Source organism: Actinacidiphila acidipaludis (genome assembly GCF_019890725.1).
In the GTDB taxonomy this organism is placed as follows: domain Bacteria; phylum Actinomycetota; class Actinomycetes; order Streptomycetales; family Streptomycetaceae; genus Actinacidiphila; species Actinacidiphila acidipaludis.
Genome location: NZ_JAINZZ010000035.1, coordinates 1 through 26632, shown reverse-complemented (window position 1 = coordinate 26632; position 26632 = coordinate 1). Strand labels below are relative to the sequence as shown.

The following is a 26632-nucleotide window of genomic DNA, read 5'->3' as shown; positions in this document are numbered from 1 at the left end:
ACGTGGTCGCCGGGCAGCTCGGGCAGTGCTAAGAGGGCCCCGGCCGGGTCGGGTTGACCCGGAATGGCCGGCGCACCGGCAACGGGGGTCCGGGGTGTCGGCCACGGCGCGTGGTAGCCGCCGGTCCACACGACGGCCTTGCTTCACGGCGGAGGGGAGTGCACGCGGAAAGTGCCTTCCGCTCCGGTGACGGAGACCGTGGACAGGCCCCGTCAACCCAGCTCAGAAGGCACTTTCGCGCTCCGGCCCGAGACCGGGACGGCACCGTGGACGAACCGCGGAGACTAGAACGCGCCGAGGCCGTTCGGTGTGCCCAGTCCCGTGGGGCCGTCGTAGCCCGGCGCGCTGTTGCACAGGTTGTCGCCGCCGCAGTCGAACCCGTAAGCCCCGTTGGAGCCGCCGGTCACGTCGTGCAGTGCGCCGGAGTGGCGGTAAAGGCGGGAGGCGTCGGGGAAGTCGGCCGGGTTCCCGGCCAAGGCGATGACGGCGGCCACGAGCGAGGAGGCGAGGCTGGTGCCGCCCGCCTCGATCCAGCCGGGGTACGCCTGGAGGTCGGGGGTGGTGTCATAGACGGCGAGTCCGCCGGTGTTGGGGTCGGCGTCCGCGGACACGTCGGCGGTGACGCGGCCGGGGCAGTCGGGGACACCCGTCTGCCAGGCGGGCTTGTCGAACCAGGCCGAGCAGCCGCTGCTCGACAAGTTCCAGGCCGTCTCCGACCAGCCCCGTGCGGTTCCCGGGTCCCGCGCCAGCGACGTGCCGCCGACGGCTGTCACCGTGGGCAGTACGGCGGGGAACTTCGGTACCGAGAAGCCGGAGTCACCGGAGGCGGCGGTGACCGCCACCCCGGGATGGTCGTAGGCGGAGGCGTACGAGAACATCCCGTACCCTTCGTCCTCCCCGTAGCTGTTGGAGATCTCGGTCGCGCCGAGGCGGGCCGCGGTGTTCTCCGCGGCGGCGAGGTCGGCGTCGTCGGTGCTGTCCGCCTCCACCAGCAGGATGTGGCAGGCCGGGCAGGCCGCCGACACCGCGTCCAGGTCGAGTGCGGTCTCCAGGCTCCAGCCGGTGTACTGGTCGCTGCCCGGGTAACCGGCCTGCCGGCCTCGCTGGTTGGCCTTGGTGAAGCAGCCGTTTGCGGTGGTGCAGGCGGACAGCCCGTAGGTGGCGCGGTAGACCGCGAGGTCGGCCTCGGCGGTCGGGTTGTCGTAGGCCTCGACGACGGCGACGGTCTGCCCGCCGCCCCCGGTGGACGGCAGGTTGTAGGCGGAGCGGATGTCGGCCGGGCCGTACCCGTCGGGCAGTACGGTCGTGTCGTCCGCGGTCCCTGCGGCGGCGTGCGCGGCGGCGCGGCCCCTGAGGCCGCGGCCGCCGTGCACGTCGGTGCGGACCAGGGCCATGCAGCGGACCTGGCGGGGACCGGCCGTCGGGCAGGCCTCACGGACGTTCGAGGGGAGCCGGCCGTGCTGTGCCGTGGACGCGCCCGGTTGCTGCGGTGTGTGGGCCGCGGGGTCGGCGGCCGCTGCCCCGGGCGCTGCGAACACGGCGATCGCGGCCAGCGCGGCGGGTATCGCCGCTGCCGGGAAGAGGTGTCTCATACGGGTTCTCGTTTCTTCCGGCCGGATCAGCGCGCGTTCGCGGCGATGGTGTAGGCGTTGTCGACGACCTGGGTGATCGACCCGCCGTCGGCGTCGGTTGCGGTCACGCGCAGCGCGGGGCTCGTGCCTCGGGCGGAGGCCGGGTTGGGCCAGTGCGCGGTGTAGTGGCCGTCGTGCCCGCCGACCACCGCGGGCTGCCAGGTGGCGCCGCCGTCGAAGGACACGTCCACCGAGGTGGAGGTGATGGCGGCGTGCGACCCGATGCCGTCGTAGGTCAGGTGGCCGACGTCCAGCCGCAGTTGCTGGACCGGGGCGGAGCTGGTATTCAGCTCGTTCTCGTCCAGCAGGTAGTTGAGCGTGAGCACCGGCAGGATCTCGCAGGTGCCCTGGACGGGGAATTCGGTGCACTGGTGGCCGGACGGCAGGGCCATGTCCGCGGGGGGCTGGGGCTTGTAGGCGTATGTGAAGGTCAGGTCCGTGTGGGTGGCGGTGGACTGGCTGTACTGGGGTACGTCGGGGCGCAGCTTGGTGTCGTAGACCAGGCGGTAGGTGTTGGGCGGGGCCGGGGTGTCGCTGTCCGCCGTGAGGGGGTGGTCGTCGATGCAGGCGGGGGAGCTGGCGACCAGTTGCCCGTTGATGTAGCAGGCCCCGCTGTCGTCCATGTAGCGGCTGCCGGACGCGGCCTGCTGGGTGTCCTGGCCGTCGGCCGGATACAGCGCGACCACGTAGGCCTCGCCCGCGTTCTCGGTGACGCACGCCTCGCAGTTCAGGTACAGGGCGTCCGGCCGCGGCGTGTGCTGGCCCCACTGCGGGGTCAGCGGCCCGCGACCCCAGTCCGTCGAGTACTCGTGGCCACCGGCGTAGGTGCGCGGATCGGCAGCGGTCTGGTTGAGTCCGTAGCCCGGGCCGACGCTCGAGTTGAAGATCCAGTCGCCGCCGTCTGCGGTGCCGACGTAGTCGGTGAAGTCCCCGGGCGCTTCGCGAGGCAGCCCGTCGCTCAGCTGCAACCCGGCGAACTCCGCGGGCAGGACCGGGTCGATGGGGGCCTTGCTGAACTCGAAGTCCGCGGGGGTTTGCGCCGGGTCGGCGTACAGGTGCTGGTGGACGGTGGCCAGGTCGCGGTTCTTCACCTGGTACGGGCTCTTCGGGATCTGGTTCTCCCAGCCGAATGCCAGGTCGTACCGGTAGGGATAGGCGCTCTCCCCGGGATACGGGAAGCCGCTCCCGGACGACGGCGCGATTCCGTCCCACTGGACGACGTAGCGCAGCGTCCCGGCGGGCGGGCCGGAGGCCGTCGGCGCGACGTACACATCGGTTCCCGGATCGCCCTGGATGTCGGTCCCCTTCGTGCCGCTGACCATAGCCGAGATGAGGTCCCATTGCCCGGTCGTGCTCTGCAGACCCCAGGTCACGATCTGGTTGATCTGCCGGGCCGGCCGCGGGGTGACCGCGGTGGACGGCGTCGTGGCGCTCTTCTCGTCCAGGCTCACCGTGGTGACGGTTCCGCTGCTGTCGGGGACGGTGAATCCGACGGAGACGAACCGCAGTTCGGTCGGGTTGCCCTGGTCGTCGAACTCGACGAACTCGGCGACGGCGAAGTAGTGGCCGGTCGGCACGGCGATGCGGGCCGTCCCCCCGACGGAGGCGAGCGTGGTCGACACGGCCGTGAACGAGTCCATGTCCCACAGCCTGATGAGCGCGTTCGCCGGGCCGGTCAGGCCCTGGGTGTCGAACTGCGCGATCTGGTATGCGTACTGCGGGGTCACGCCCTGGCCGGGTGCGGCGGCGGCCAGCGCCAGCCGGTTCATGCCGGGCAGCGGGGTGGTGCCGGCGGGCTTGCCCGCGGCGACGTCGGCGGCGATCCGACCGCGCAGGTACGCGGCGAACTCCCCGGCCGAGGAAGGGGTCATGTAGCCCACGGCGCTGATGCCGGCGCCGGAGGAGGTGAGGGTGATCCCGGGCGGCGGGATCGCACCGGCCCTGCTGAATGACAGCGCCACGGGGATCCTCGCCCCGTCCGTGATGTGGTCGCGCACGAGCGCCGAGACGTCGAACAGCGTCCAGTCCAGCGACCGGCCGGCGTACGGGGCGGCCTCCGCGGGAACGATGTAGCGGTCGCCGTTCGAGCCGGAGTAGCTCAGCGCCGGGCCGCCGCCTTGGGCCACCTGCGTGCCGTCGGCGCGCACCAAGATCCTTCCGCCGGTCAGGGTTGTGACGGTCTGCCCCTCCCCGCGCGCCTGGGGGCCGGCCGGTGCGGTGGGCACAGCGGTCTGCGCGGCGGCCTCGGTGAGGACGGTCGGCGAATCGGCCTGCGCCGGGACGGCGTTCAGCGTGGCGGTCAGGGACACCACCACCAGCAGTGGCGCGGTGAATGCTGCCAGCCGGCGCGCGGCACGGCGACTCAGACCCGACGGCAGCCGCAGGCGGCGTCTGTGGTCACTCAACACTCGATTTCTCCTTGTGCAGGGGACATTCGTTTTCGGCGGCGTCGCCGGGAGGGACGGTGCGAATCCCGTACGGCCGGGGCGCCCGCACACAGATCCGGGATCCGCGGAGCGCCGGCTCAACCGATGGGGCGTTTTTCCCCGAGCTGTCGGCGGGGGCTGGGAACCGGAAGTGCCGTGCGGCGGGCTCGGGTTGGGCCGACCCGCAAAGCCCTGCCACGTGTACGGGTTGGGCGGTCAGGGAGGGCATGTCGACGCCATCGTCGAGACACGCACCGTCGCACTCGACGTCCCGTGACGTGCCTGTCCGTCAAGTCTTGCCTCGGCGAACCGTGCTGGGTATCCGGCGGATTACCTAGTTTTGGTGGTCACGCCGCCGGACGGCCGGTCCGGTACATCCCCCTGCGCGAACTGCGCGTCGGCCGTGCCCGCGCCGGTGGCGAGGACCGCCAGGGCGGTGCGCGAGGAGACGCCGAGCTTGCGCATGGCCGAACTCAGGTGCTGGGCCACCGTCTTCGGTGACAGGAACAGCTCGTCGGCGATCTGCCGGTTGCTGCGTCCGGTGGCCACCAGCTGGGTCACCTCCAGCTCCCGGGGCGACAACCGGCTGCCATGGGCACGCCGGCCGCCGCGCTGGGGCCGCTTCGCTGCGACACCGTGCTCACGCAAGCAGGCCACCACCCGGTCGGCGTCACCGAGGGCCCCCAGGGCGATCAGCCGTTCCCGAACCTCGACCAGGAGGGAAAGCCCCGTCTCACGTTTTCCCGCGGCGATCTGGCAGCCGGCCTGCCGCTCCTGGGCCAGCAGTGCTTCGTAGGGGCGGGGGAGTGCTTGCCAGGCCACGGCCGCGCGGGCGAACAGCCCCGCGGCCGAGGCGTGTTCGCCGCGCGCCTCGGCCAGGATCGCCCGGCAGGTGGCCAGTCCGGCGCGCGGCCCCGGGGCGTCGCGGCCTCGTAGCCCCCGCGCGAACGCCGCAGTCAGTCGCGCGGCCTCCTCGAGGCGGCCGGCGGCAGCCAGCGCGGCCACCCGCGCCGGGCCGAGGTCCGACGCCCAGACCCAGGTGCCTTTGCGGGCGATCAGGTCGGCCGGCTCCCCGGTGATCTCCAGCGCCTCCTCGACGCGGCCGGCGGACAGTGCCAGCCGGGCCAGCGCCGCGGCGGGTTCCATCGAGTCCGCGAGCGCCCCGCTGCCCACCTCCCCGTCCAGCACCGATCGCAGCTGCTGGGCGGCCGGCCCGTAGGCGCCCGCCACGGCGTGCAACTGCCCGACGACGAACAGCAACTCCAGCCGGGCGAGCGGAAGGATGTCCTCGGACTCGGCCAGCGCCGCCGCCCGCTCGGCCAGGCCTTCCCAGGCGCCGGTGAGCCAGTCCAGATGGGTCCGGGTCACCATGGCGACGGACTCGTAGCGCCGGTACCGGCGGCGGTCGGCCTGCACGAGGGCCGTGCCGAGCCGCTGCGCGGCAACGGCATACCGACCCCACAACATCGCCATGTCGCCGATGTTCACGTTGGCGCGGGTGATCTGCTGCCACTCCGCCGGGGCGTCGGCGTCATCGGGGATCCGCGCCACCAGCGCCCACCCGTCCGTCTCGCCCAGCATGAGCCGGGCGGTGGCTTGGTCCGCCGCGAAGCCCACCCGGTCGGCGGCCGTCATCGACGGCACTTCCAGCTCGGCGGCGCGCTCCAGCCACCGCAGGTGGGACGAGACGGGCCAGCTGCTGCTGCGCGGCCAGCCCAGGCGCATCATCGCCCGCGCGGCCTCGGCCGGATCATGGCCCAGGTGCGGGATCGCCCGCTTCAGCTCGGCGCGGCCCGCATCGTCCTCTCCCATGAACAGCAGCACGTTGCCGAGTTGGGCGCGGATGTCGGCCTCCTGTCCTGGGGTGCATGCCCCCGAGGCCAGAGCGGCCCGCAGCGGCGGCACCAGCTCCCGGAACCGGGCCGGCCCGGCGAACGACGCGAACGGAAACTTCCTGATCAGCCGGAGAATCGAAGCGGGTCGCAGGTCGGCGTTGACCACCAGGTCGTGCAGACGCGCACCCGCGGTCGTCTCGTCGCCGGAGTCGAGCGCCAGGTCGGCGGCCCACTCGGCGTAACGGGACCACTCACTCTTCTCCCCGGCCACGCGAAAGTGGTCAGCCAACTCCCCGACGGGCGGCGGCGTCAGCGCCTCCAGGGTCCGTCCGGCGCGCCGGTGCAGCGTCCGTCGGCGGGACGCCGGTGTCGCCTCGTACACCGCCTGGCGGGCCAGCACGTGCCGGAAGGCCACCTGGCCCCAGCCGTCGTCGTCCAGCAGGGCGCCGCCGAGGGCCTCGATCAGGCCCGCCTGGGCTCGCCCGGCCGCAAGTCCCGTCACGGCGCGGAGAGTGGCCTCGTCGGCGGGCCGGCCCAGCACCGCCGCGGCCTGGAGTACCGCCCGCCCCTCGGGGCCGAGCCGTCCGAGCCGCTCCAGCACCATGTCGCGGACCGTGGCGGGCACGCCGATCTCGTCCGGTCGGCAACCTCCCCAGCCGTCGGCGCCGAAGCTGAGGTGGGCGCGGTCGGCCATCAGCCGCACCGCGCCCTCGACCGCCAGCGGCACGCCCTCGGTGCGCTGGTGGACGAACCCGGCGAACCTGTCGGAGACGTGCTCCCCGGCCAGCATCGACGACATCAGCCGCGCCGTGGCGGCCACGTCCAGTGGCCCGAGGGCCAGCCGAAGCCGCCCCGCTGCCGAGGCCGAGTCGGCGGCGAGCCGCGTGGCCAGCCGCCGCAGCAGCGAACCGCCGACCACGTCCTCGGGCCGGCAGGTCACCACCAGGCCTATCGACTGCGGGCCAGCGGCCAGGAAGAGCAGGAACTCCAGCGTCGCCTCGTCCGCCCAGTGCACGTCCTCCACGGCCAGCACCGCCACGTCCAGACGGGCCAGCAATTCGGCCAGCGCCCGGAACACCCGGTGCCGGACGGCCGTCGCGTCCTCGGCGGGCCCAGGCGCGGCCGGCAGATCACCGCCCCACTCGGGGAACAGCGGCCGCAGCGCGCCTGCCAGCGGGCTCAGCGGTAGCCCCGCCACCGTCTCTGTGGCCTGCCGCAACGCGTCGACCAGCGGGCCCAGGGTCTGCGGGTGGTGCAGCGGCGGGCAGCGCGCCACCAGCACCCGGCCGGCACCGTCGGCCCGGCCCGCCGTCCAGGCCAGGTACTCGCGCAGCAGCCTGCTCTTGCCGATCCCCGCCTCGCCTTCGATCCACACCGCCGTCGGCGGCGCGGCAAGGGCCCGCGCGAGCTCGGCCATCTCTCGCTCGCGGCCCACGAATTCCGGAGCGTGCACGACCGCTGACCCGCTGCTGCCGCTCCGTTCGGATACCTCCATGCCCGCCCCTCGTCCCGCGCCGATCACCCAGGCAGGAGAATATGTCGCCAAGCTGACGAGCCCGGTGGGCGCTGCCGTCAACGCCCGGTTACCTGGACCTCATCCGCTCGCTCGCCGACCGTCGGCCGAGAGCTGAAGATCTTCCGGCGGTCGCCGCCGGCGTGGGGTCATTGCCCCTGCCGGTCGTGAGCGCTGAATGTTCTCCAGGCCCTTGGCCGGGGGACTCCTTACCCTCGGATGGCCTCCTCACATGCGGAGCCCGGCTTCTCAGCAGCTCGCGTACGCCGGGCGGACAGCGGCAGTACGCGGAGGGCGACGTGGAACGTGTCCGATTCGTCCAGCTGCTGTATCTCCGTCGCACCCGCGGACCCGCGCAACGGCCCGCCTGCCACAGCTGGTTGCCGTGGCGGACGGGGGCCAGCTTTCGGACTACCGCAGCCCGCACCGCGGTCACGCCCCGTATCCACCAGGTTTGAACGCTGCGGGTGCGGGCGACGGCACTTCGTCCACGCCTGCGTGACCGCCGGCGGGCCGCCTCTGCCTCGCGGGCCGGCATCGGGCCGCGACGGAGATCGTGCAGCGGGCTGGTTCGCTTTGACAGCGATAACCAACGGTTGTTTACTCACATCGCCAACGGTTGTTCACTTATCGCGCGAGACCGTCAGGCAACCGTCAAGCGCAGTGCGGGCCGGCCGTCAAGCACGCCGATCAGGATCGCCGGTGTCACTTCCACTACCTGATGAGGGATGGGTCATGGCTACGCTCCTGTACCGGCTGGGCGCCTTCGGCGCCCGACGATGGCGCACGATGCTGACCGGATGGCTGATCGTTCTCGTGGCCGTCGCCGGCCTGGGACTGCTGTTCCACGGTTCGTTCCAGAACAGCAAATCCATCCCCGGCTCCCCGGCCCAGACCGCGCTGACCACGATGGACCGGCACTGGCCGGACGCGGACCGGCCAGCCGCGCAGATCGTCTTCCAGGCAGCACCCGGTCACAAGCTGACCGAGCCCGGGTTCCAGGGGCCGCTGCGCGTCAGCCTGGCCGCCGCGGGCAAGGTCGCCGGGGTCACGGCGGTCGGCGACCCCGCCGCGAACGGCATGGTCTCGGCCGACGGGCGGACCGCGGTGGCCCCAGTGGACTTCAGTGCCGCGAAGGACAGTGACGTGCCCGCCGCGACGCTGGACGCCCTGAAAGCCACCGGCGCCCCCGCGGAGAAAGTGGGGCTGACCGTCCTGTACGGCGGTGACGCCTATGCCTCCACGACGTCCCCGGTCGGTCCGACCGAGCTGATCGGCATCCTCGTGGCCCTGGCGATCCTCGTCATCACCTTCGGTTCGATGCTGTCGGCCGGGATGCCGCTGCTCACCGCCGTCCTCGGCGTGATCGGCAGCATGACGGCGATCATGGGCCTGGCCTCAGCGGTCGGAATCTCCGAGAACGCCCCCACGCTGGCGGTCATGCTCGGGCTCGCGGTCGGTATCGACTACGCGCTGTTCATCGTCTCGCGTCACCGCGCCCAACTCGCCGGCGGCATGCCCGTCGGGGAATCGGTGGCGAAGGCCACCGCCACCGCCGGCAGCGCCGTGGTCTTCGCCGGTGCGACGGTGCTCATCGCACTGGCAGGGCTGTCGGTCGCCGGCGTACCGATGCTGACCTCCATGGGCCTGGCCTCGGCGGGCGCCGTCGCGATGGCCGTGATCATGGCGCTGACGCTGCTGCCCGCCCTGATGGCGGCCCTAGGCCGCAGGCTCGTTCCCAAGCCCGGCTCCAGGGCTGCCCGTACTTCCCACCCGGACAGGGCGACCATGGGAACGAAATGGGTGAGCGGCGTGCTCCGCCACCCGGTGCGCAATCTGATCGTCGTGACGGTCGGGCTCGGGGCGATGGCCGTGCCCGCCCTGCAGTTGACGATGGCCCTGACGGACGACGGGTCGAACCCCGAATCGACCGCCACCCGCCAGGCATACGACATGATCGGCCGTGCCTTCGGGCCCGGCGCCAACGGCCCGCTGATCGTCCTCGTCGAAGGCGCCGACGCCAAGGCCACGGTGCGGACCGCCACAGCCGTGGAGCAGAAACTCAAGAGCGTCGACGGCGTAGCGGGCATCAGCGGGGTCGACATCGCGAAGGACCGTACGGCCGCCCGCATCCGGGTCACCCCCACCACGGGTCCGCGGACGCAGGCCACCAGCGATCTCGTCTCCCGTCTGAACAAGGTCACCGCACCCGTGGCCCGTGCCGGCGGCGGCCATGTCGCCGTCACCGGCCAGACGGCCGTCAGCATCGACGTCTCCGACAAACTCAGCGGCGCGCTGGCCCCGTTCGCGGTCGTCGTCGTGGGCCTGTCGCTGGTGCTGCTGATGATCGCCTTCCGGTCCATCGCCATCCCGGTCAAGGCCACCGTCGGCTTCCTGCTCTCGGTGGGCGCGGCCTTCGGCGCGACGGTCGCCGTCTTCCAGTGGGGCTGGCTCGCGGGTCCGCTCGGTGTGCCCAGCCTCGGCCCGGTCGCCAGCTTCGCGCCGATCATCGTCATGGCGGTGCTGTTCGGGCTGGCCATGGACTACGAGGTCTTCCTGGTTTCCGCGATGCGCGAGGAGTACGGCCACCGCAAGGACGCCCGCCGCGCGATCGTCGTCGGGGCACGCAACGCCTCCCGGGTCGTGACCTCCGCCGCCCTCATCATGATCGCGGTCTTCCTCGACTTCCTGTTCGGCAAGGACCCGGACGTCATGCCGATCGCCTTCGCGCTGGCCTTCGGCGTCCTGGTCGACGCCTTCCTGGTCAGAATGACGCTCGTGCCCGCGGTGCTCGCTCTGCTCGGCGACCGCGCCTGGCGGATACCGCGCCGGCTGGACCGCATCCTGCCGCACCTGGACGTCGAAGGTGAAAGCCTCACCACCGGCGCCGACGGAGCTGACCGCGCCACGACCGGCGACGCGTGGGAAACCGAGTCCGCGGCACGATGACCAGTTCTGCCGATACCGGGGTTGCGGGAAGCCGCCGTCCCGGCTCAAGGAGCACACTGCGCATGAGTGTCGACGATGTGCCCGCCGGCCCCGGGCCCGGATCCGGCGGGGGCCCCGGACCCGACAGCGTCCTGGTCATCGACGACGACCCCGGTATCCGGCAGTTGCTGATCTCCGCGCTCGGTTTCGCCGGATTCACCGTGACCGCGGTGGGCGACCTGACCGAGGCCCTGGCCCAGGTCGCCCACCGCCCGCCCGATGTCATCGTCCTGGACGTGATGCTCCCCGGGGCGGACGGCTTCGAGGTCCTGCAACTCCTGCGGGCGGCGGGCTTCACGGTTCCCGTACTCTTCCTCACCGCCCGGGACGCCGTGGAGGACCGGGTCCGCGGCCTGCGCCTGGGCGGCGACGACTACGTCACCAAGCCGTTCAGCGTCGTCGAGGTCGGCGCCCGCCTCCAGGCACTGCTTCGCCGGGCCCGCGGCGGCCCACCGGCCGCGGAGGAGTCGACACTCCGCTGCGCCGACCTGGAGATCGACGACCTGCGCCACGAGGTGCGCCGCGGCGGCGACCTCGTCGACCTTTCGCCCACCGAATACCGGCTGCTGCGCCACCTCATGACCCACCAGGGCCAGGTGCTGTCCCGGTCGCAGATCCTCGAAGCCGTCTGGCAGTACGACTTCGGCGGCGACTCGGTCGTCGTCGAACGCTTCGTCTCCAACCTCCGCCGCAAGATCGACCACGGCCGCACCCCACTGCTGCACACCGTCCGCGGGGTCGGCTACACCCTCAGGCAGCGGGCCGCCCGATGAACCTCGCCGGTATCCACGGCCGCCTGCGCCCGGCCCGCGCCGGCGTCCGCCTGCGCATCCTGGCCGGACTCGCCGTCCTGCTCGTGGCAGGGCTGACGGCGAGTTCGCTAACCAGCGCGCTGCTGCTGGAGAGCTTCCTGCACAAGCGCTACACACGCACCCTGCGGGACAGCGCCGCCCGCATGCGGGCTGTCCTCGTCCGGGGGCCCCAGGTCGCCAACGGCGACCAACTCTCCGCCCTGCTGGGCCCACCGCTGGGCAGCATCGCCGTCGACGGGCACGACCGGATCCTGCTGTCCACCGGCACGGGCGACCTCGCCCCCGAGGCGATGGTCACCGCCACCGCCACCGTCCCCGCGGGGCACGTCGTCGACTACGACGACGTCGAGGGCCTGGACGACCTCAGCGCGATCCGCATCCCCAGCCTCGGCCTGACCCTGGAGCGGTCGGGCGCGCCCGCCGTGAAGCCGGCCGCCGTCATCCTCGTGATCGACACCTCGGTCGACGACTCCACCACCGACACCCTCATCACACGCCAACTGGCCATCGTCGCCTGCGCTCTGGTCCTGCTGCTCGCCCTCGCCGTCCTCGTACTGCGCCTGGGCATGCGGCCGCTGGCCAAGATGGCCGCAAGCGCCGACGCCATCGCCGAAGGGCACCTGACCGAACGCCTTCCCACCCGCGGAAACCGCAGTGAGACGGACCAGTTGGCCGAAGCGGTCAACCGGGCCTTCGACGCGCAGGCACGCGCCGAGGCCACCGTCCGCTCCCTGGCCGCGGACACCTCGCACGAACTGCGCACCCCCCTGTCGACCATCTCGGGCTGGCTCGACCTGCACCGCCAGGGCGGACTCACCGGGCCCCGGCTGGAGACCGCGCTCGCCCACATCGAGAACCAGGTCGGCCGCATGCGACTGCTGGTCGAGGACCTTTCGCTGCTGGCCCGCCTCGACGCCGGGAGACCCATCGAGCGGGCGCCCCTCGATCTGACCGCGCTGGCCGCCAGCGTGGTGCAGGACGCGCAAGTCATCTACCCCGACCGCGGCATCACGCTGACCGCCGCCGGACCCGCCCAGGTGACCGGCGACGCCGCCCGACTCCAGCAGGTGCTGCGCAACCTCGTCGGCAACGCCTGCCAGCACACCCCGACACAGACCGCCGTGCACGTCACCGTCACCACCGACCCCGGCCACGTCCACGTCGTGGTCGCAGACGACGGCCCCGGCATCGCACCCCAAGACCTGCCGCGCGTATTCGAACGCTTCTGGCGTGCCGAGGCCAGCCGGAGTCGCACCTACGGCGGTTCCGGCCTGGGACTGGCCATCGTGGAGGCCATCATCCACGCCCACCACGGCCACGTCTCGGTGGAGTCCGCCGTCGGCGTCGGCACGACCGTCACCGTCCGGCTCGACGCGCACCGCGCCGACGCGCCGCCGCGCGACAAGGAGTCCGTCATCGCGGAGCCCGGCTACACCGAATGATCCGAAAGGAGGTCTGCGATCTCCTGCGCGGACCGTGCCGTGTGCAGGCCGATCAGATCGGCGAGCAGGTCGTCCAACGGTGGCCAGGGAAGGTCGCCGTGGTCGTTGTAGAGGCTGATCAGGCCGTGCATGGCGGTCCACAGGAGCAGACCGGCCTGCCATCTCCGCTCGGGCGTGGCCCGTGTGCCGGCCGGGTCGGTGACCGCTGCCAGTGCGGCGATCAGCGACTCCAGCAGTTCGGCCCCGGCTCCGTGAACCGAGTCGCCGGCCTGTTCGGCATCCGGACCGGTGCCGGCGGTGGAGTCCGGACGGGGTGCCAGGTCCGCGGGCATCCGTCCGCCGAAGAGCGTCCGATAGTGGCCCGGCTGCTCGACGCCCCAGTGAACATAGGCAGCGCACCGGGCGACGAGTTCGTCCAGCGGATCGGTGGCCGCCGCCGCGGCCTGGACCATCAGGCGCGCCAGTTCGTCGTAGCGCTGGCGCAGGACATGGTCGACGAGGGCGCCGAGGTCCGGGAAGTGGCTGTAGATGCTCGCCGGAGCCACACCGACCTCACGTGCGACCTGCCTCAGCGTCAAGGTCTCGGGCTGATCCAGGGTCGCCAGCAATCGAGCGGCCGCCTCGACCAGCTGAGCCTTGAGCACCTGGCCCTGCCCACGCGGGTTGCGCCGGCGCGGCGGAGCCGGCTCACCAGCAGACATTCCCACCCCTCCCGGGTCCGGCGGAATCACTGGGCAACGCGTGTTCACCTTACCGGCTCGAAGCGGCTTGACATCAATAACCAACACCTGTTCACTCATGTTGACCAACACTTGTTCAGTCAAGGGAAAAGCCATGCGTATCGCCATACTGGGCGCCAGCGGCAAGACCGGCCATGCCACCGTGGAGCAAGCCCTCGCCCGCGGCCACCAAGTCGTCGCCCTGGTCCGCCGCCCCGAGGTCTTCACCGTTCGCGACCCCAGCGCACACGACCGTGTCGAGGTGAGGCGGGCCGATGTCACCTCGCCGGCTGATTTCCCCGACCTCTCCGACGTCGACGTCGTCGTCTCCGCCCTCGGCGTCAGCAAGGGCGACGGCCCCGGTGCCCTTGAGGCCGGCGCAAAGGTCCTGACCGCCCGGAGGGTCCGCGCGATCTGGCTCGGCGCCCTCGGCTCGGGGGTCTCCACCGGCGCAGGTGGAGCGATCTACCAGGCCGTGATGCGGATGTTCGTGGGCAGAGAGCTTGCCGAGAAGGCCGCCGCCGACCACATCGCGCTGGCCGGCGGCACCACCGTCTTCCATGCACCAGACGTCGCCAACGGGCCCGTCAGCCCGAACCGGCGCATCCTGCGCCTGGCCGACTACCGGCGGCCCTTCCTCCCGCCTCGCATCACCCGTGACACGCTCGCCGCTCTCCTGATCGACGAGGCCGAGGCCCCGACCCACCGCGCCGAGGTCCTGGTCCCACTCGGCTGACCCGCTGGCCGACGACCGGAGCGCCGTCGATACCACGCGCTTCCCGGTGATGTGCCTGCAGGGGCTGCGGGTGATCGGCACGGTCCGTCCCGACCGGGCCTCCTACGACGGACGCCACGACATCCTGGGCCGGCTGGCACGCCAGGCCGAAGAAGGCGCCCTGACCTTGCGGGTGGCCCGCACCTACCCCATGGAACAGGCTCATCAGGCCCACCGCGCCGGCAGCGTATTTAGCCAGGCCGGTGCGTGGGAGGAGGAACGCTCCAGCCGTGGGTTTCGTGCGACCGCCAGGCAGAGCAGTCGGCGAGCCGGGCTGCGACCCAGGGGTCGGCGGCCAGTGACTCGGGCAGAGAGGTCTCGGCGTCGATGAACGCGGTGGCCAGTTGGCCGGCGGTCAGGCCCGTGGCGTCGCGCAGGTCCGCCGCGCCCAGATCGGCCTCCCGCAGATCGGCGTCCGTGAGGAGGGTTTGACGCATGTCGGCGCCGTGCAGAGCGACTCCGGCCAGTCGGGCGTGGACCAGGCAGGCTCTGCGGAGATCGGCTCCGTTCAGGATCGTGCGCCGGAAGTCGGTGCCGCGAAGATCGGCCCCTCTCAAGTCTGCCGAGGTCAGGAACATGGGCGAGAGCCGCGGTGCCGTGGTGAACTCGAAGCTGCGGAGGGTGAGCCCGATCAGTACGGCTCCGCGCAGGTCGAGCCTGCGGGGTTCGTGGCGGTGCGGACGGCGGGCCAGGACGTCGACGGCGGCTTGGACGTCCTGAGAGGGCTGTGTTCCCCAAGGGGGCGCGGGGCGGTCGGCGTTGTGGTCTTCGGGCAGAATGCCGGGCCTTCCCGGCGCGGCGTCGGTGTGGTTGCGGATGTAGGCGGCCAGGACGCTGACCACCGCCATGTGGTCTTGCGGGGATTCGGCGAGGACGTGCTCCAAGCTGTAGATGCCGCCGATGCGGATCTCCGGCTCGGGTGACGCGAGTTGCTCCACGGCGGACCGGAATCGCTCGGTCACCTGGCCCCTTCGGGACAGCCCGTAGGTGCGGGCGGTGTAGGCGAGGCTGGCGAAGACGGTGACGCCGGCAAAGGCGCCGAGGACCGTCTGCCGCACAGAGTTCAGCGCGTCCGCCTGATCCTTGCCCTTCAGCGATCGAACGCTGTCACCCGCAACAAGCCAGGACACCGGCCCGAGGATCACGAGCACGCCGCCGATCACGCCGAGCAGCCCGACGACGGCGAGCATGTGCAAGCGATGGCGCGACAGCCACGGCTGCTCAAGTCCGGCCTGCCTGCCCGTGCTCCAGCGCGTCGACGCATCACCCGCCCCCATGACGAGCAGCATGCCATCCGCACGGCATCGACCGCTGGGCCCGGGGCCCGCGGGCGAACAGGTCACCTCGCCCGCCATCGCAGAGAGCCTGTGCGCCGCAGTCCCGCGTGCGCCGTTGTCCGTGAGACGCATAGGCTGAAACGGTGACGGCACGCATGGGCTCGGCCGTCGCCAGGCCGCGCCCGGGCAGGCGCGTTGATCGATAAAATTCCACAATCGCAAGCCACGCCCGGCGGAGAAGGAGAAACCTCTGCCGGCCACCTTCCGGCAGATCTTGCTGCGTTCCCGCGTACTCGTGGTCGGGACTCCCCGGGATGGAATCCGGCCGGGTTCATCTGCTTCCGTACCGCTCACCCGGCCTTGCGGTCGGGCGTGCGGCGATTCATCTACCTGGACATAGGTACGGGGTCTCTCGTTCTGGAAGGCTTTCGCATCATGGCTACACGTGAGGTTGTCGAGAAATTCTTCGGTCTGCTTGCCGCCGGGGACCCGGACGCGGTCGCGGAGGTCTTCGGCGAGGACATCGACTGGTACGTGCCCGGATCGCCGTCCCTCCCTTGGACCGGGCGCCGTTCCAAGTCCAGTGAGGTACCCGGCTATCTCCGGACGCTGGTGGACAACATCGTTCCGGAGAAGAATGTCGACCGCGTGGAGGCCCTTGTGGTCGACGGCGACCACGCGGTCATGTTGGGCCGATTCACCCGCGTGGCGAAGAGCACGGGCCGCACGTACGAGATGCCCATCGCGATGCACTTCCAAGTGGCGGGCGACAAGATCGTCAAGTTCTACCTCTACGAGGACACGCTGAAGGTTTCGCAGGCCTACGCCGTCTGACGACGGGTTGCGCCAGATGGCTTCGCTCTGCTGGAAGGCCAGGTGGCGAAGGCGACGCTCTGTCGACCCCGCAGTGTGATCGGGCCGCTCGCGTCCAAACGGTTCGCCGGTCTTGAGGGCGGCCATGGTCTGTTCGAGGTTCCCCCGAGATGCGGGGCAGGCGGGCAGGGAGCGTGGATGTGCCGAACGGCAAGGCCATATCCTTCGGTGGGCGAAGCAGGCGCTGTAGATGCGCCTGTTGTCCATTGCAGTGGGCGCTTCCCCGCTCCGGGGTACCAGGCACCCCGCGAACCACCAGGAGGTTGACCGGTGATCACTCTGTCCGCAGTGGGAGGAGTGGCTCTGGTCGAACTAGGCATGGCCCTGACTCCGGGGCCGAACATGATCCACCTCGCATCCCGCGCGATCACCCAAGGCCGCAGGGCGGGTCTGGTCAGCCTCAGTGGGACCGCCGTGGGCTTCCTGTGCTACCTGGTGGCCGCGGCTGCGGGCCTTTCCGCGCTGTTCACTGCCGTGCCGGTGGCCTACACAGTGGTCAAGCTCGCCGGAGCCGTCTACCTGGCCTACCTCGCCTGGGGCATGCTCAAGCCCGGCGGCCGTTCGCCCTTCGCCCCGGCCCAGGACCTGCCCCCAGTCTCCGACGTCCGACTGTTTTCGATGGGGCTGCTGACCAACCTGCTCAACCCTAAGATCGCTCTGCTGTACGCCGCCCTACTTCCGCAGTTCCTGAACCCTCAGGCCGGTCCGGCCTGGAAGCAACTGCTCCAGCTCGGCGGTGTACAGATCATTGTGGGGATCACCGTGAACGCTGTGATCATGTTGGGTGCAGCACGGGTGTCCGGGTTTCTCGCCGCCCGGCCCCGCGTCATGACCACCCAGCGGTTCACGGCAGGCGGCCTGCTCGGCATCTTCGCTCTGCGCACTGCACCTGACGTGCTCCAACTGAGGTTGGACAAGGCTCAGTATGTTCCGGGGGAGAAGCCGTAGCGGCCCCGCAGCACGTGCAGATCGCTGGCGTGCGCGGGGGTCGCCGTCACACGGATCAGCGTCTGGCCGGCTTCCGGCGTGGGCACGGACCGGCTTTCCAGCCGCAGGACGTCGTTGGGCTCGCCGACCTTCTCGGCCACGCCCGTACGCATGGATTCCGGCAGCAGAGAGACCTTTCGTCGTTCACACCCGACGAATTCGGCTCACTTCTCCAGGAAACCACGCAGCCTCGGACGGCCCTCGGTGCCTCTGCCCTGCGCGCCTCACCTCATCGCTCGCCAGGTGTCACCCCCGCGCTCCTCCTCTCAGCCTGCTCCCCTTCGCCGGCACCGTCATGTCGTGTCGGCCACAATCCCCGCGCAGACCCGGCCGGGACACTCACCGGGCTCGAGGTGCGTGAGTATCCCCGACCTGCTGTGCTGGTAGCAGGTCCCTGTCGTCACCGTAGGAGGGATCGATGACCAGCTACCGAGTCGCGCAGGTAACCTCCCCGAGTGGCAGCTTCGAGATCGTCGAGCGGGAAGTGCGGCGTCCTGGCCCCGGACAGGTCCGACTCGCGGTGGAGGCGTGCGGTATCTGCCACAGCGACACCCTCTTCGTCGACGGCCAGCTGCCTGGAGTCACGTTCCCGGACGTGCCCGGTCACGAGATCGCCGGACACATCGAAGAACTCGGCGACAATGTGGCCGAGCGAGGCTGGCACGTGGGCGACCGAGTGGCGGTCGGGTGGTTCGGCGGCAGTTGCGGCCACTGCAAACGGTGCCGCAAAGGCGACTTCATCACCTGCGAGAGCCTCAAAGTCCCGGGCTGGACCTACGACGGAGGCTTCGGCGAACAGATGATCGCGCCCGCCGACGCCCTCGCCAAGGTCCCGGACGACCTAGCGGCAGTCGACGCCGGGCCGCTGGCCTGCGCCGGCGTGACCACGTTCAACGGGCTTCGACGCAGTCCGGCTGAGCCCGGAGACCTCGTCGCCGTCCTCGGTCTGGGCGGTCTGGGACACCTCGGAGTCCAATATGCGGTCGCCATGGGCTTCGAGACCGTGGGGATCGCCCGAGGCTCCGAAAAGGCCGAATTCGCCGAACAACTGGGCGCTCACCACTACATCGACAGCACCTCGCACACCCCGGTCGCGGAGGCGCTGCAGGCCCTGGGGGGTGCAACAACCGTCCTGGCCACTGCCGGCAACTCCCAGGCCGTCAGCGCGACCGTGGAAGGCATGACACCACGAGGCGAACTCGTCGTCATCGGAGCCGACCCCGGACCACTGGGGACGTCCCCGAACCAGCTCCTCCTGACCGGCCGCGTCATCCGCGGTCACCTGTCCGGCACCTCACAGGACGTGGAGGACACCATGGCCTTCAGCGTGCTGCACGGAATCCGGCCGATGACGGAGACCGCATCGTTGGACGACGCCGAAGCCGCTTACCAGAAGATGCTCTCCGGAGGCGCCCGCTTCCGGATGGTACTCACCCCCGCTTGACGGCCGGGGGCAGCACGCCCGTCGCGTCGATCTCCTCCCGCCCGGTTGCCGCGACCTCTCGGCGAGGATGTCCAAGCTCGAGCGTGCCAGGCGCAGATGATCAGTCGTTCCGCCACGCCAGGGGGCAGGCGGCGGGGAGGCGACCGACGCGGGAGATTCCGCTGGAGTAGCCGGTAGGACCGAGCGCCCCGCTGACAGTCCGCTACCGCGGGCGAGCCGGGGTGAGGGACTCGCGGGTGACGGGGTCGCCGCAGTGGGCGCAGTGGAGGGCGACGTCGACGGACTCGCCGCAGGTGTGCCGCAGGTCGAGCGCGGGGGAGTCGACGGCCCAGCGGTCGCCCCAGGTGCGCAGGGCCAGCAGGACGGGGAAGAGCTCGCGGCCGGACTGCGTCAGGTGGTACTCGTAGCGCGGCGGGTGCTCGCTGTACTGGCGGCGCTCGACGACACCGGCGTCCTCCAGCTTGCGCAGCCGGTCGGCGAGGATGTCCCGGGACGCTCCCGTGTAGCCGGCGATCTTCGCGAAGCGGTGTACGCCGTAGCCCATCTCCCGCAGTGCGAGCAGCGACCACCGCTCGCCGAGGATGTCCAGGGCCGCCGCGATCGAGCATGGCCGCGGCTCGACCGGCATCGCCGACATCCGCGCCAGCGGGGCCTCGTCGCCCGTACGCGCCGTATCCGCTGCCGCCGCGTGCGCGGTCCGCGCCTCTGCCTTGCTGCCGTCCATGCCCCCAGCGTAGCTCCGGGTCGGTTGTGTTCTCCTACCCACCGCCGGTACAGTCGAGCCGAGTCAGTAGGAAATCACAACACACTCCACCGTGCGGCTGCACGCACCCCGATGCGCGCACCCCCACTCCGGACGCGCGCTCCCGCGCACCCGAGCACACTCACCGAGGGGCACCATGACCATCCCGGAGCGGACGCCCGCCCCCGGCACCAGCGGCACCACCGCGGACGCCCACGACTCCCCGGCCGCCCGGCGGCGCGCCCTGCGCGTCCTCGCCCTCAGCAGCCTCGGCGTCTTCGTGGTGTTCCTCGACACCACCATCGTCAACGTCGCCTTCGAGACCATCAGCCGCGGCTTCCACACCACCACCGGGCACCTGGCCTGGGTGCTGAACGCCTACAGCCTGGTCTTCGCCGCCGTGCTCATCCCGGCCGGGCGGATCGCCGACCGCTACGGCCGCAAGCGCGTGTTCCTGACCGGCATCACCGGGTTCGCCCTGACCAGTGCGCTGTGCGGCATCGCGCCCAGCGCGGGCGTGCTGATCGGCTCCCGGGCCCTGCAGGCGGCCTTCGCCGCCCTCGTCACACCGACCTCGCTCGCCCTCGTGCTGCCCGAGTTCCCGCCGGCCCGGCGCCCGATGGCGATCGGCACCTGGGGCGCGATGGGGGCGGCCGCCGCCGCGCTCGGCCCCACCACCGGCGCGCTGCTCACCCAGTACGCCTCGTGGCGCTGGATCTTCCTGGTCAACGTGCCGATCTGCGCCCTGGTCCTGGTCGTGGGACTGCGCCTGCTGCGCGAGACCCGCGAGCAGCACGCCAACGGCCTGCCCGACCCGGTGGGCGTGGTGCTGGTCGCCGCGATGCCGGCCGCGCTGAGCCTGGCCATCATCGAGGGCCCGTCCTGGGGCTGGTCCGACCCTCGCGTGATCGCCGCGTTCGCCGTCGCCGTCGCGCTGCTGCCGGTGTTCCTGCTGCGCACCCGCGCCGCCGCCAATCCGGTCATGGACCTCGCGCTCTTCCGCGTACGGCAGTTCCGCGTCGTCAACGCCTCGTCGCTGGTGTTCTCGTCGGCCTTCTACGGGATGCTGCTCGCCAACATCCTCTTCCTACAGACGGTGTGGGGGTACTCGGTGCTGCGCGCGGCGCTCGCCAGCGCGCCCTCGCCGCTCGTCGTCACCGCCGTCGCCCGCACCGCGAGCCGTCTCGGGCACGCCTACGGACCCAAGCGGGTGCTCTCCGCCGGGGCGCTGTGCTGGGCCGTGGGACTGACGCTGCTGGCGCTGGGAACGAGCGGCCATCCGCACTGGGTGACGGGTTTCCTGCCCGCGTCGCTGATCATCGGTCTCGGCATCGGCCTCACGCTGCCGGTGCAGTCGGGAGCGGCCGTCCAGGCCCTGCCGGCCGCCCGGCTCGCCGTCGGCTCGGCGATCAACGCCAGCTTCCGCCAGCTGGGAGCGGTTTTGGGCATCAGCGTCTTCGTGGCCGTCCTCGCCACGCCGACACCGGCCACCGCCGTGGATTCCTTCCACCGCGTGTGGTGGGTACTGGGCGCCCTCGGCCTCGCCTCCGGGCTGCTGCTCCACCTGCCACGGCTGGGCCGCCCGGCTGGCGGCACCGACGACGCCGACGGCCCGACGCCGGCCGAGACGGTGGCCACGGAGTCCGCTCCTGCAGGCTAGAGGGAGCGGGACGGCATGACCTGCTCCCTGGTTCGAGAAGGCAACATCACGCAGGCCCATGTCTCGGCATGTGCCACGGACTGCTCCTGCGCACTGGCAGGCCCATGGCATGTCTGAACCAGTTGGCCAGGCTCGTCGGCGGTGACCGCGCTGCAACGCGTGGGGCACACGAGTAGCGTCATGGGGGGAGCAACCTCAGGGAGGTCGCTGTGGGTACATCCCAGGTCAGCCAGGGAGTGAGCGGCACGTCGACGGTCGGCAGGCCGGACGAGAAGCTCGAGGTGATGACCATCCCGGTTTCGGATCCCGAACGTGCCAGAGACTTCTACCGCAGGCTCGGCTGGCGGGAGGACAAGACTCCGCCGGGCCGCTTCCAGTTCACACCGCCCGGTTCATCATGCTCGGTTCAGTTCGGTGCCGACCTCGTGCCGACGGCGCCCGGTTCGGCACAGCGTATGTTCCTGACCACCCCGGACATCGTGGCGGCGCAGGACGCAGTGCAGGCCGCCGGCGTCAGCGTGAGCGACATCTTTCACCTCGCCGCGGACGGCATCCACCCCGGCCCCGATCCTGACCGCGGCAGCTACCGCTCGCTGTTCTCCTTCGAGGACCCCGACGGCAACGGGTGGCAGATGCAGGAGGTCACCAGCCGACTACCGGGCCGTGTCGAACCCGGCCCCACCCAGTACGCGTCGCGCAACGACCTGGCCTCGGCGCTGCGGCGCGCCGCGGCGGCCCATGGCGAGCACGAGATGCGCACCGGCGGGTTCGACGACAACTGGCCCGACTGGTACGCGGAGTTCATGGTGGACGAGCAGACCGGCCAGGAGCCACCCCCATAGCGAGCCACGCAGGTCGCCGCACGCCGGGAGGCCCGCACGGCACGCAGGCGCCGACACCGTCATCCAGCAGATCACAGGCGATGGACGAGAAGGTGTTCATGGGCAAACGGCATACATGGATCGAGGGTCTCTCGGAGCGGCGCACGGCACGTTGGATGGTGACTGTCACGCTCGCACTGATCCTGGCGATCACCGCGGCGGACATCGCCATCGGGACCAGCGTTCATCTGGGCCCCTTTCTGGTCGTCGCGCCGGCTCTGACGGCCTCCTTCGCGGGCGCGCGGCTGACCGCTGTCATGGGAGCTGTGGCCATAGCCGCCCTGCTGATCATCTCGGTCCTCCACGGTGGGCTGACCACGGCGAATCACATGGCGCAACTCCTCGCCCTGGTGATCCTGTCGGCCTCGGTCGTCTTCCTCTGTCATGTTCGAGAGCGGCGCACCAGACAGCTGAACCGGGCACGGTCTGTGGCCGAGACAACGCAGCACGTCCTGCTGCGCCCTCCGCCTCGCCGTATGGGACCGTTCCGGGTGGCCTGGCTGTATCTAGCAGCTGAAGACGAGACCCAGATCGGGGGCGACCTGCTAGCCGTCGCGCACACCGACCACGCCTGTACCCGAGTGCTCATCGGTGACGCCCGCGGACACGGTCTGGCCGCCATCGCCGATGCGTCCGTCGTGCTGGGGGCCTTCCGTGAAGGTGCTCACCGGTACACGACCCTGCCCGAACTGGTCGCTGTCCTCGAGGAGAGCGTCTGCCGGAACGTGGAGGACGTCGCCGACACCACCCTCGATCCAGGCGAGCACTTCGTCACCGCGATCACCCTCAACATCCACGACCAAGGCTCACAGACCGAGATGATCAACTGCGGTCATCCGCCGCCCCTCCTCGTACGCGGCGATCAGATCACCGTCCTGAGCGCCACGCACCCGGCACCCCCGCTGGGCCTGTGCGGCCTGGACGCGGCCCGCTTCCGCCCCGACGAATTCCCGTTGGAAGCCGGCGACAAGCTGCTGCTCTACACCGACGGCGTCATCGAGGCGCGCTCACCGACCGGTGCCTTCTATCCGCTCGTGGAACGGGTCGCCGCCTTCTCCGCCTCAAGCCCTGACGGCCTGCTGCACCACATCCACCGGGACCTGCTCGCCCATACCGGCCAGCCACTCAACGACGACGCCGCCTTGCTGATCATCGAACGCGCTTCCCCCCATCGCCTGCCCCGGCCACAGTTGGCGACCGACCCGGACGGGCCAGCAGCCCACCCGGCAGGTTGGCCGTGACCTGAGCACTGTGGTCAGACTTCAAGCCGTCCCCACGACGTCAGGGGCGGTGAAAAGCACCGTTACAGGGCAGCGGAGGTGCATGCGAATGCCCAGCGATGACGTGCTGGCCCTTCTCGACGAGCAGGGCCGGGTGATCGAGTGGGGACGCCTGGCCGAGGAACTCGTCGGGCTGTCCGCCGAAGACGCCGTCGGCCGAGAGACGATCACTCCGGTGCAGGACCTTGCCGCCGCTGACGAGGACCGGCGTGCGGAATTTCCGGACTTCACGTCGGTACTGGTCAAACCCATACTTCGCGGGGTTTCTGTGGTGTGGCAGATCCTCGCGGCCGGAGAGGCCCTTCCCGGGCGGGACGCGGCGACATTGCGATCCCTCTTCGCATCGTTCCCGTCGGGAGTTCACGTCCTTGACGGTCAACTGCGCACGGTGCGGACGAGCAGCTTGCAGGTAGGGCAGTGCGGGGTGCCGGATGGGCACGTGCTGGGCAGGCACTTCGCCGAGGTATTCGAGCCTGAGACGTGCACTGAGGAGGCGGACATCGCGCGGGGGGTCCTGCAGGACGGGCGGCCAGTGGTGAACCGAGTGGTCCGGGGAGTCCGGGCGCCGGGCCGGGCGGGGCGTCGTACGCTTTCGGTTTCATATTTCCGCCTCGAGGGCGGCGACGGTGACGTCCCCGGTCTCGTGGCCTCCGTTGCGGACGCAACGGAGCGAGAGAAAGCACGGGCCCGCCTGGCGCTGCTGGACACGGTCCGCACCCAGGTGGGACAGGGACTGAACCTCGGGGCGGTCTGCCGGGAACTGGTGGCGGCGGTAGTGCCAGCCTTCGCGAGCACCGTGGCCGTCGAGTTGATCGATGGCATTGTTCGAGGCGAGGAGGCGCCGCTGGTACCCGTGCACCAGAACGTCTCCCTGCGCCGGGCGGCCTCCGCGGGCCCCGGCTCGGCCTTCGCCGGCCCACCGGTAGGTCCGCTGCCGACCGGCACCCCCTTTTCGCAGGTCCTGGCCGATCTCCGGCCCCGCCTGCTCGCGGGCAATGACGACAGCGTGTGGCAGGAAGCCGATCCGATCCGCGGCGACATCATCAGGCGGTCCGGTGCGAACTCCCTGATCGTGGCGCCATTGTGCTTGCGTGACCGGGCACTCGGGGTGGTCACCTTCTACCGCGGTGGGCAGAGGGATCCCTTCGAAGAGGACGACCTCGCCGTAGCGTCGGCCGTATGCACCCACACTTCGCTGTGCATCGACAACGTCACCCGGTACATGCGCGAGTGGATCACCGCATGGACCGTACAGCGGCAGCTGCTCCCCCAGGAGCCGGCAGCCCAGGACACTTTGGAGGTCTCCCACCTGCACCAGCCAACCTCCGAGGGCGGCGGCGCCTGGTTCGACGAGATCGCTCTGCCCGGCTCACGCACCCTCCTCGTCGTCGGCGAGGTGGCAGGCGAGGGCATCACCACGGCGATCACGGTCGGTCTCCTGCGTACGGCCGTCCAGACGTTGGCCGACATGGACCTGCAGCCCGACGAACTGCTGGCCCGCCTCAACGACACCGCCACTCGTCTCGCCGCAGGTTATGCCCCGTCGGACCTCCCAGGGCACGAGCCGCTGACCGCCAGCTGCACTGCCGCCGTCTATGATCCGGTGGAGCGCACCTGCACTGTCGCCCGCGCAGGTGCTCCCGCGCCGCTTACTCGGCTCCCCGATGGCACGTCTGTCCACATCTCCGGCCCCGCGGGACCGCCACTCGCCGGGGCAGGCGAGGCCCCGTTCCCCGCCGATACCGTTGACCTCCCTGAAGGAAGCACTCTCGCGATGGGCACGGCCGCCGCCAGCAGGATGCTCAGGCCATCGGGTCCCTTGCTGCCGCTTCTGGACAGCGTTGAGGCGCGACCCCTCAAGGAACTCAGTGACAGGCTCGAATCCGAGCTCCGCTCCGGACAAGACGCCTCGAACGGTGAGCCGTTGATGCTCCTCGCACGGACGAAGGCGCAACCCGACGACCGTCTACTGACCCGCGCGCTGCCCTCGGACCCCGAGGCAGCGCCGATCGCCCGCGAGGCGACCCGGCACCAGCTGGACCTGTGGGGAGTCGACGAGGAGACGGCCTTCACCACTGAGCTCGTCGTCAGCGAACTCGTCGGAAACGCCGTCCGCTACGGCGCTCCGCCGCTGCGGCTACGGCTGGTCCTCGGACAGATGCTCACCTGCGAGGTCAGCGACGCCGCGAACAGCGCTCCCCACGTACAGCACGCCCGCACGGTCGACGAGACCGGCCGGGGACTGTTCATCCTGGCGACACTCGCAAACCGGTGGGGGGCCCGGTACAACGCGCAGGGAAAGACCGTCTGGGCCGAACTGCCTGCAGGCACCTGGGAGACGTCGGCAGCGTCGTCGCATGCGAACGTGAGTGACGGGACAAGCAGACGTGTCGCAGATTGAGATCGATACGTGTCCGACCACCGAACGGATCTGCCTGCCGGTCGACGCCGGCTGAGCGGTTGGCGGGCCGATCAGGCGTAGTCCTTGGACTGGGGTCTCAGTCGGCCGCGATGTCGATACGTGGGCTGGTGCCCCGCCTTCGTCCGCGAGTACCGCGGCTGCGGCAAGTCCGTAGGCGCGGTGGGGGATGACGTGGGACGGCCAGTCCTCGGCCGACCAGGTCCGCGGATCGCTGATTCCGAAAACGGCCATCGGGATGTCGTGCGGGCCGGCATGCTGCATCGGGTCGACCCGGCGGCCATCAGTGCGCGGCGGCGGGTCAGTGGTCGGAATAGCTGAAGTCACCCACCGTCCAGGCGCTCACGTGCTCGATCGCAACGCGGTACATGCCGCCGGTCTCCGGGATTCCCACCGCGCCCTGCAGAATGCGGGCGACATGGAAGTGCAGGTGCGTGGGCGGCCGTCCGTCCTCCCCGGCGGGAGTGCCGAAGGCAGCGGAGAACTCGCCCAGTTGGGCCGAGGCCGTCAGCACCTCCGAGACCCTCTGCCGCCACACGGCTTCGGGAGCCAGGCGGCCGGTGATGACGGCGCCCCCGGTGACCACGGTCAGGGGCATCTGGTTGCTCTGCCCGGACTCCACGCGGGCGGCGATGTCAACGAGTAGCTCGTCATGCGTCGGCATGAGAGCGAAGTCTATGCACCGGCTCGTCCAGATGCCGCCGTGGGGCTGGACGTGCGAACGCCAGCCCGGCACCGCAGTCGCCGACCTCTCCGCCCTCCACCGTTCGAGAGCCTTTACCTCATCTTCGGACACGCTGAAATCTGTCTCGGCTGGAGTAGACATTTGGTCGTGGTGTGGTTATGGTTTCTGTCATAGTCGAGATCGATGAGGCCCGGCAGACATGAACTGCCGGGCAGCGGTACACGCAAGTCGCAGTTCGCAGGG

General features: G+C 70.8%; 19 protein-coding genes and 1 pseudogene. 12 read left to right on the top strand and 8 right to left on the bottom strand.

The window, feature by feature from the left end:
• Window positions 1-284 precede the first annotated feature (284 nt).
• The 3 genes from K7862_RS24055 to K7862_RS24045 all read right to left on the bottom strand — a co-directional run bounded on the left by K7862_RS24055 (window position 285) and on the right by K7862_RS24045 (window position 7387).
• The gene (locus K7862_RS24055) at window positions 285-1592 is read right to left on the bottom strand and encodes a S53 family peptidase (RefSeq protein ID WP_222965961.1); all 1308 of its coding nucleotides are present in this window, start codon (window positions 1590-1592) and stop codon (window positions 285-287) included.
• 26 nt (window positions 1593-1618) lie between these two features.
• A complete protein-coding gene (locus K7862_RS24050; RefSeq protein WP_222965959.1) occupies window positions 1619-4036 on the bottom strand; it encodes a hypothetical protein in 2418 nt (805 codons plus the stop codon).
• A gap of 351 nt (window positions 4037-4387) precedes the next feature.
• On the bottom strand, window positions 4388-7387 hold the full coding sequence (locus K7862_RS24045) for an ATP-binding protein (RefSeq protein WP_222965957.1): 3000 nt from the start codon (window positions 7385-7387) through the stop codon (window positions 4388-4390).
• 753 nt (window positions 7388-8140) lie between these two features.
• On the opposite strand from K7862_RS24045, the gene K7862_RS24040 reads away from it, so the two are divergent.
• From K7862_RS24040 to K7862_RS24030, 3 genes are all read left to right on the top strand, one after another.
• Window positions 8141-10354, top strand: a complete 2214-nt coding sequence (locus tag K7862_RS24040) for an MMPL family transporter (protein WP_262413706.1) — start codon at window positions 8141-8143, stop codon at window positions 10352-10354.
• Window positions 10355-10416: 62 nt separating this feature from the next.
• Window positions 10417-11166, top strand: coding sequence for a response regulator transcription factor (locus tag K7862_RS24035; RefSeq protein ID WP_222965955.1), 750 nt, complete (start codon window positions 10417-10419; stop codon window positions 11164-11166).
• Window positions 11163-12647, top strand: a complete 1485-nt coding sequence (locus tag K7862_RS24030; protein ID WP_222965953.1) for a HAMP domain-containing sensor histidine kinase — start codon at window positions 11163-11165, stop codon at window positions 12645-12647. Before K7862_RS24035 ends, K7862_RS24030 begins: the two co-directional genes overlap by 4 nt.
• On the opposite strand, the gene K7862_RS24025 is transcribed toward K7862_RS24030, so the two are convergent.
• The gene (locus tag K7862_RS24025) at window positions 12635-13483 is read right to left on the bottom strand and encodes a TetR/AcrR family transcriptional regulator (protein ID WP_262413705.1); all 849 of its coding nucleotides are present in this window, start codon (window positions 13481-13483) and stop codon (window positions 12635-12637) included. The two genes, K7862_RS24030 and K7862_RS24025, sit on opposite strands and share 13 nt — an antisense overlap.
• Between K7862_RS24025 and K7862_RS24020 the strand changes: the two genes are divergently transcribed.
• Both K7862_RS24020 and K7862_RS37785 read left to right on the top strand, forming a co-directional pair.
• On the top strand, window positions 13482-14102 hold the full coding sequence (locus K7862_RS24020; protein WP_222965951.1) for an NAD(P)-dependent oxidoreductase: 621 nt from the start codon (window positions 13482-13484) through the stop codon (window positions 14100-14102). The two genes, K7862_RS24025 and K7862_RS24020, sit on opposite strands and share 2 nt — an antisense overlap.
• A 49-nt stretch (window positions 14103-14151) precedes the next feature.
• Window positions 14152-14310: pseudogene (locus tag K7862_RS37785) on the top strand (hypothetical protein); the annotation flags it as partial.
• A 22-nt stretch (window positions 14311-14332) separates the two neighbouring features.
• On the opposite strand, the gene K7862_RS24015 reads toward K7862_RS37785, so the two are convergent.
• Window positions 14333-15430, bottom strand: coding sequence for a pentapeptide repeat-containing protein (locus K7862_RS24015; RefSeq protein ID WP_222965949.1), 1098 nt, complete (start codon window positions 15428-15430; stop codon window positions 14333-14335).
• A 423-nt stretch (window positions 15431-15853) separates the two neighbouring features.
• Between K7862_RS24015 and K7862_RS24010 the strand changes: the two genes are divergently transcribed.
• Complete coding sequence (locus K7862_RS24010; protein ID WP_222965947.1) at window positions 15854-16252, top strand: nuclear transport factor 2 family protein; 399 nt, start codon at window positions 15854-15856, stop codon at window positions 16250-16252.
• Between the two features lie 309 nt (window positions 16253-16561).
• Entirely contained in the window at window positions 16562-17239 is a 678-nt protein-coding gene (locus tag K7862_RS24005) for a LysE family translocator (protein ID WP_222965945.1), read from the top strand.
• On the opposite strand, the gene K7862_RS24000 is transcribed toward K7862_RS24005, so the two are convergent.
• The gene (locus K7862_RS24000) at window positions 17212-17391 is read right to left on the bottom strand and encodes a hypothetical protein (protein ID WP_222965943.1); all 180 of its coding nucleotides are present in this window, start codon (window positions 17389-17391) and stop codon (window positions 17212-17214) included. The genes K7862_RS24005 and K7862_RS24000 overlap by 28 nt on opposite strands.
• 305 nt (window positions 17392-17696) lie before the next feature.
• Between K7862_RS24000 and K7862_RS23995 the strand changes: the two genes are divergently transcribed.
• Window positions 17697-18722, top strand: coding sequence for an alcohol dehydrogenase catalytic domain-containing protein (locus K7862_RS23995; protein WP_222965941.1), 1026 nt, complete (start codon window positions 17697-17699; stop codon window positions 18720-18722).
• A gap of 202 nt (window positions 18723-18924) precedes the next feature.
• On the opposite strand, the gene K7862_RS23990 is transcribed toward K7862_RS23995, so the two are convergent.
• Window positions 18925-19446: a winged helix-turn-helix transcriptional regulator gene (locus K7862_RS23990; RefSeq protein WP_308012152.1), complete on the bottom strand. Its 522-nt coding sequence runs from the start codon at window positions 19444-19446 to the stop codon at window positions 18925-18927.
• Between the two features lie 175 nt (window positions 19447-19621).
• Here K7862_RS23990 and K7862_RS23985 point away from each other — a divergent pair, with 175 nt between their 5' ends.
• The 4 genes from K7862_RS23985 (at window position 19622) to K7862_RS23970 (ending at window position 25686) form a co-directional block, all read left to right on the top strand.
• On the top strand, window positions 19622-21124 hold the full coding sequence (locus K7862_RS23985; protein WP_222965939.1) for an MFS transporter: 1503 nt from the start codon (window positions 19622-19624) through the stop codon (window positions 21122-21124).
• Between the two features lie 209 nt (window positions 21125-21333).
• Window positions 21334-21966: a VOC family protein gene (locus K7862_RS23980; protein WP_308012151.1), complete on the top strand. Its 633-nt coding sequence runs from the start codon at window positions 21334-21336 to the stop codon at window positions 21964-21966.
• 80 nt (window positions 21967-22046) lie between these two features.
• Window positions 22047-23246, top strand: a complete 1200-nt coding sequence (locus K7862_RS23975) for a PP2C family protein-serine/threonine phosphatase (protein ID WP_262413704.1) — start codon at window positions 22047-22049, stop codon at window positions 23244-23246.
• A gap of 88 nt (window positions 23247-23334) precedes the next feature.
• Window positions 23335-25686: an ATP-binding SpoIIE family protein phosphatase gene (locus K7862_RS23970; RefSeq protein WP_222965937.1), complete on the top strand. Its 2352-nt coding sequence runs from the start codon at window positions 23335-23337 to the stop codon at window positions 25684-25686.
• Between the two features lie 319 nt (window positions 25687-26005).
• Here the strand turns inward: K7862_RS23970 and K7862_RS23965 are convergent, their stop codons facing one another.
• Window positions 26006-26368 (bottom strand): hypothetical protein, encoded by a 363-nt coding sequence (locus K7862_RS23965; RefSeq protein ID WP_222965935.1) that lies wholly within the window; start codon window positions 26366-26368, stop codon window positions 26006-26008.
• Between the last annotated feature and the right edge of the window lie 264 nt (window positions 26369-26632).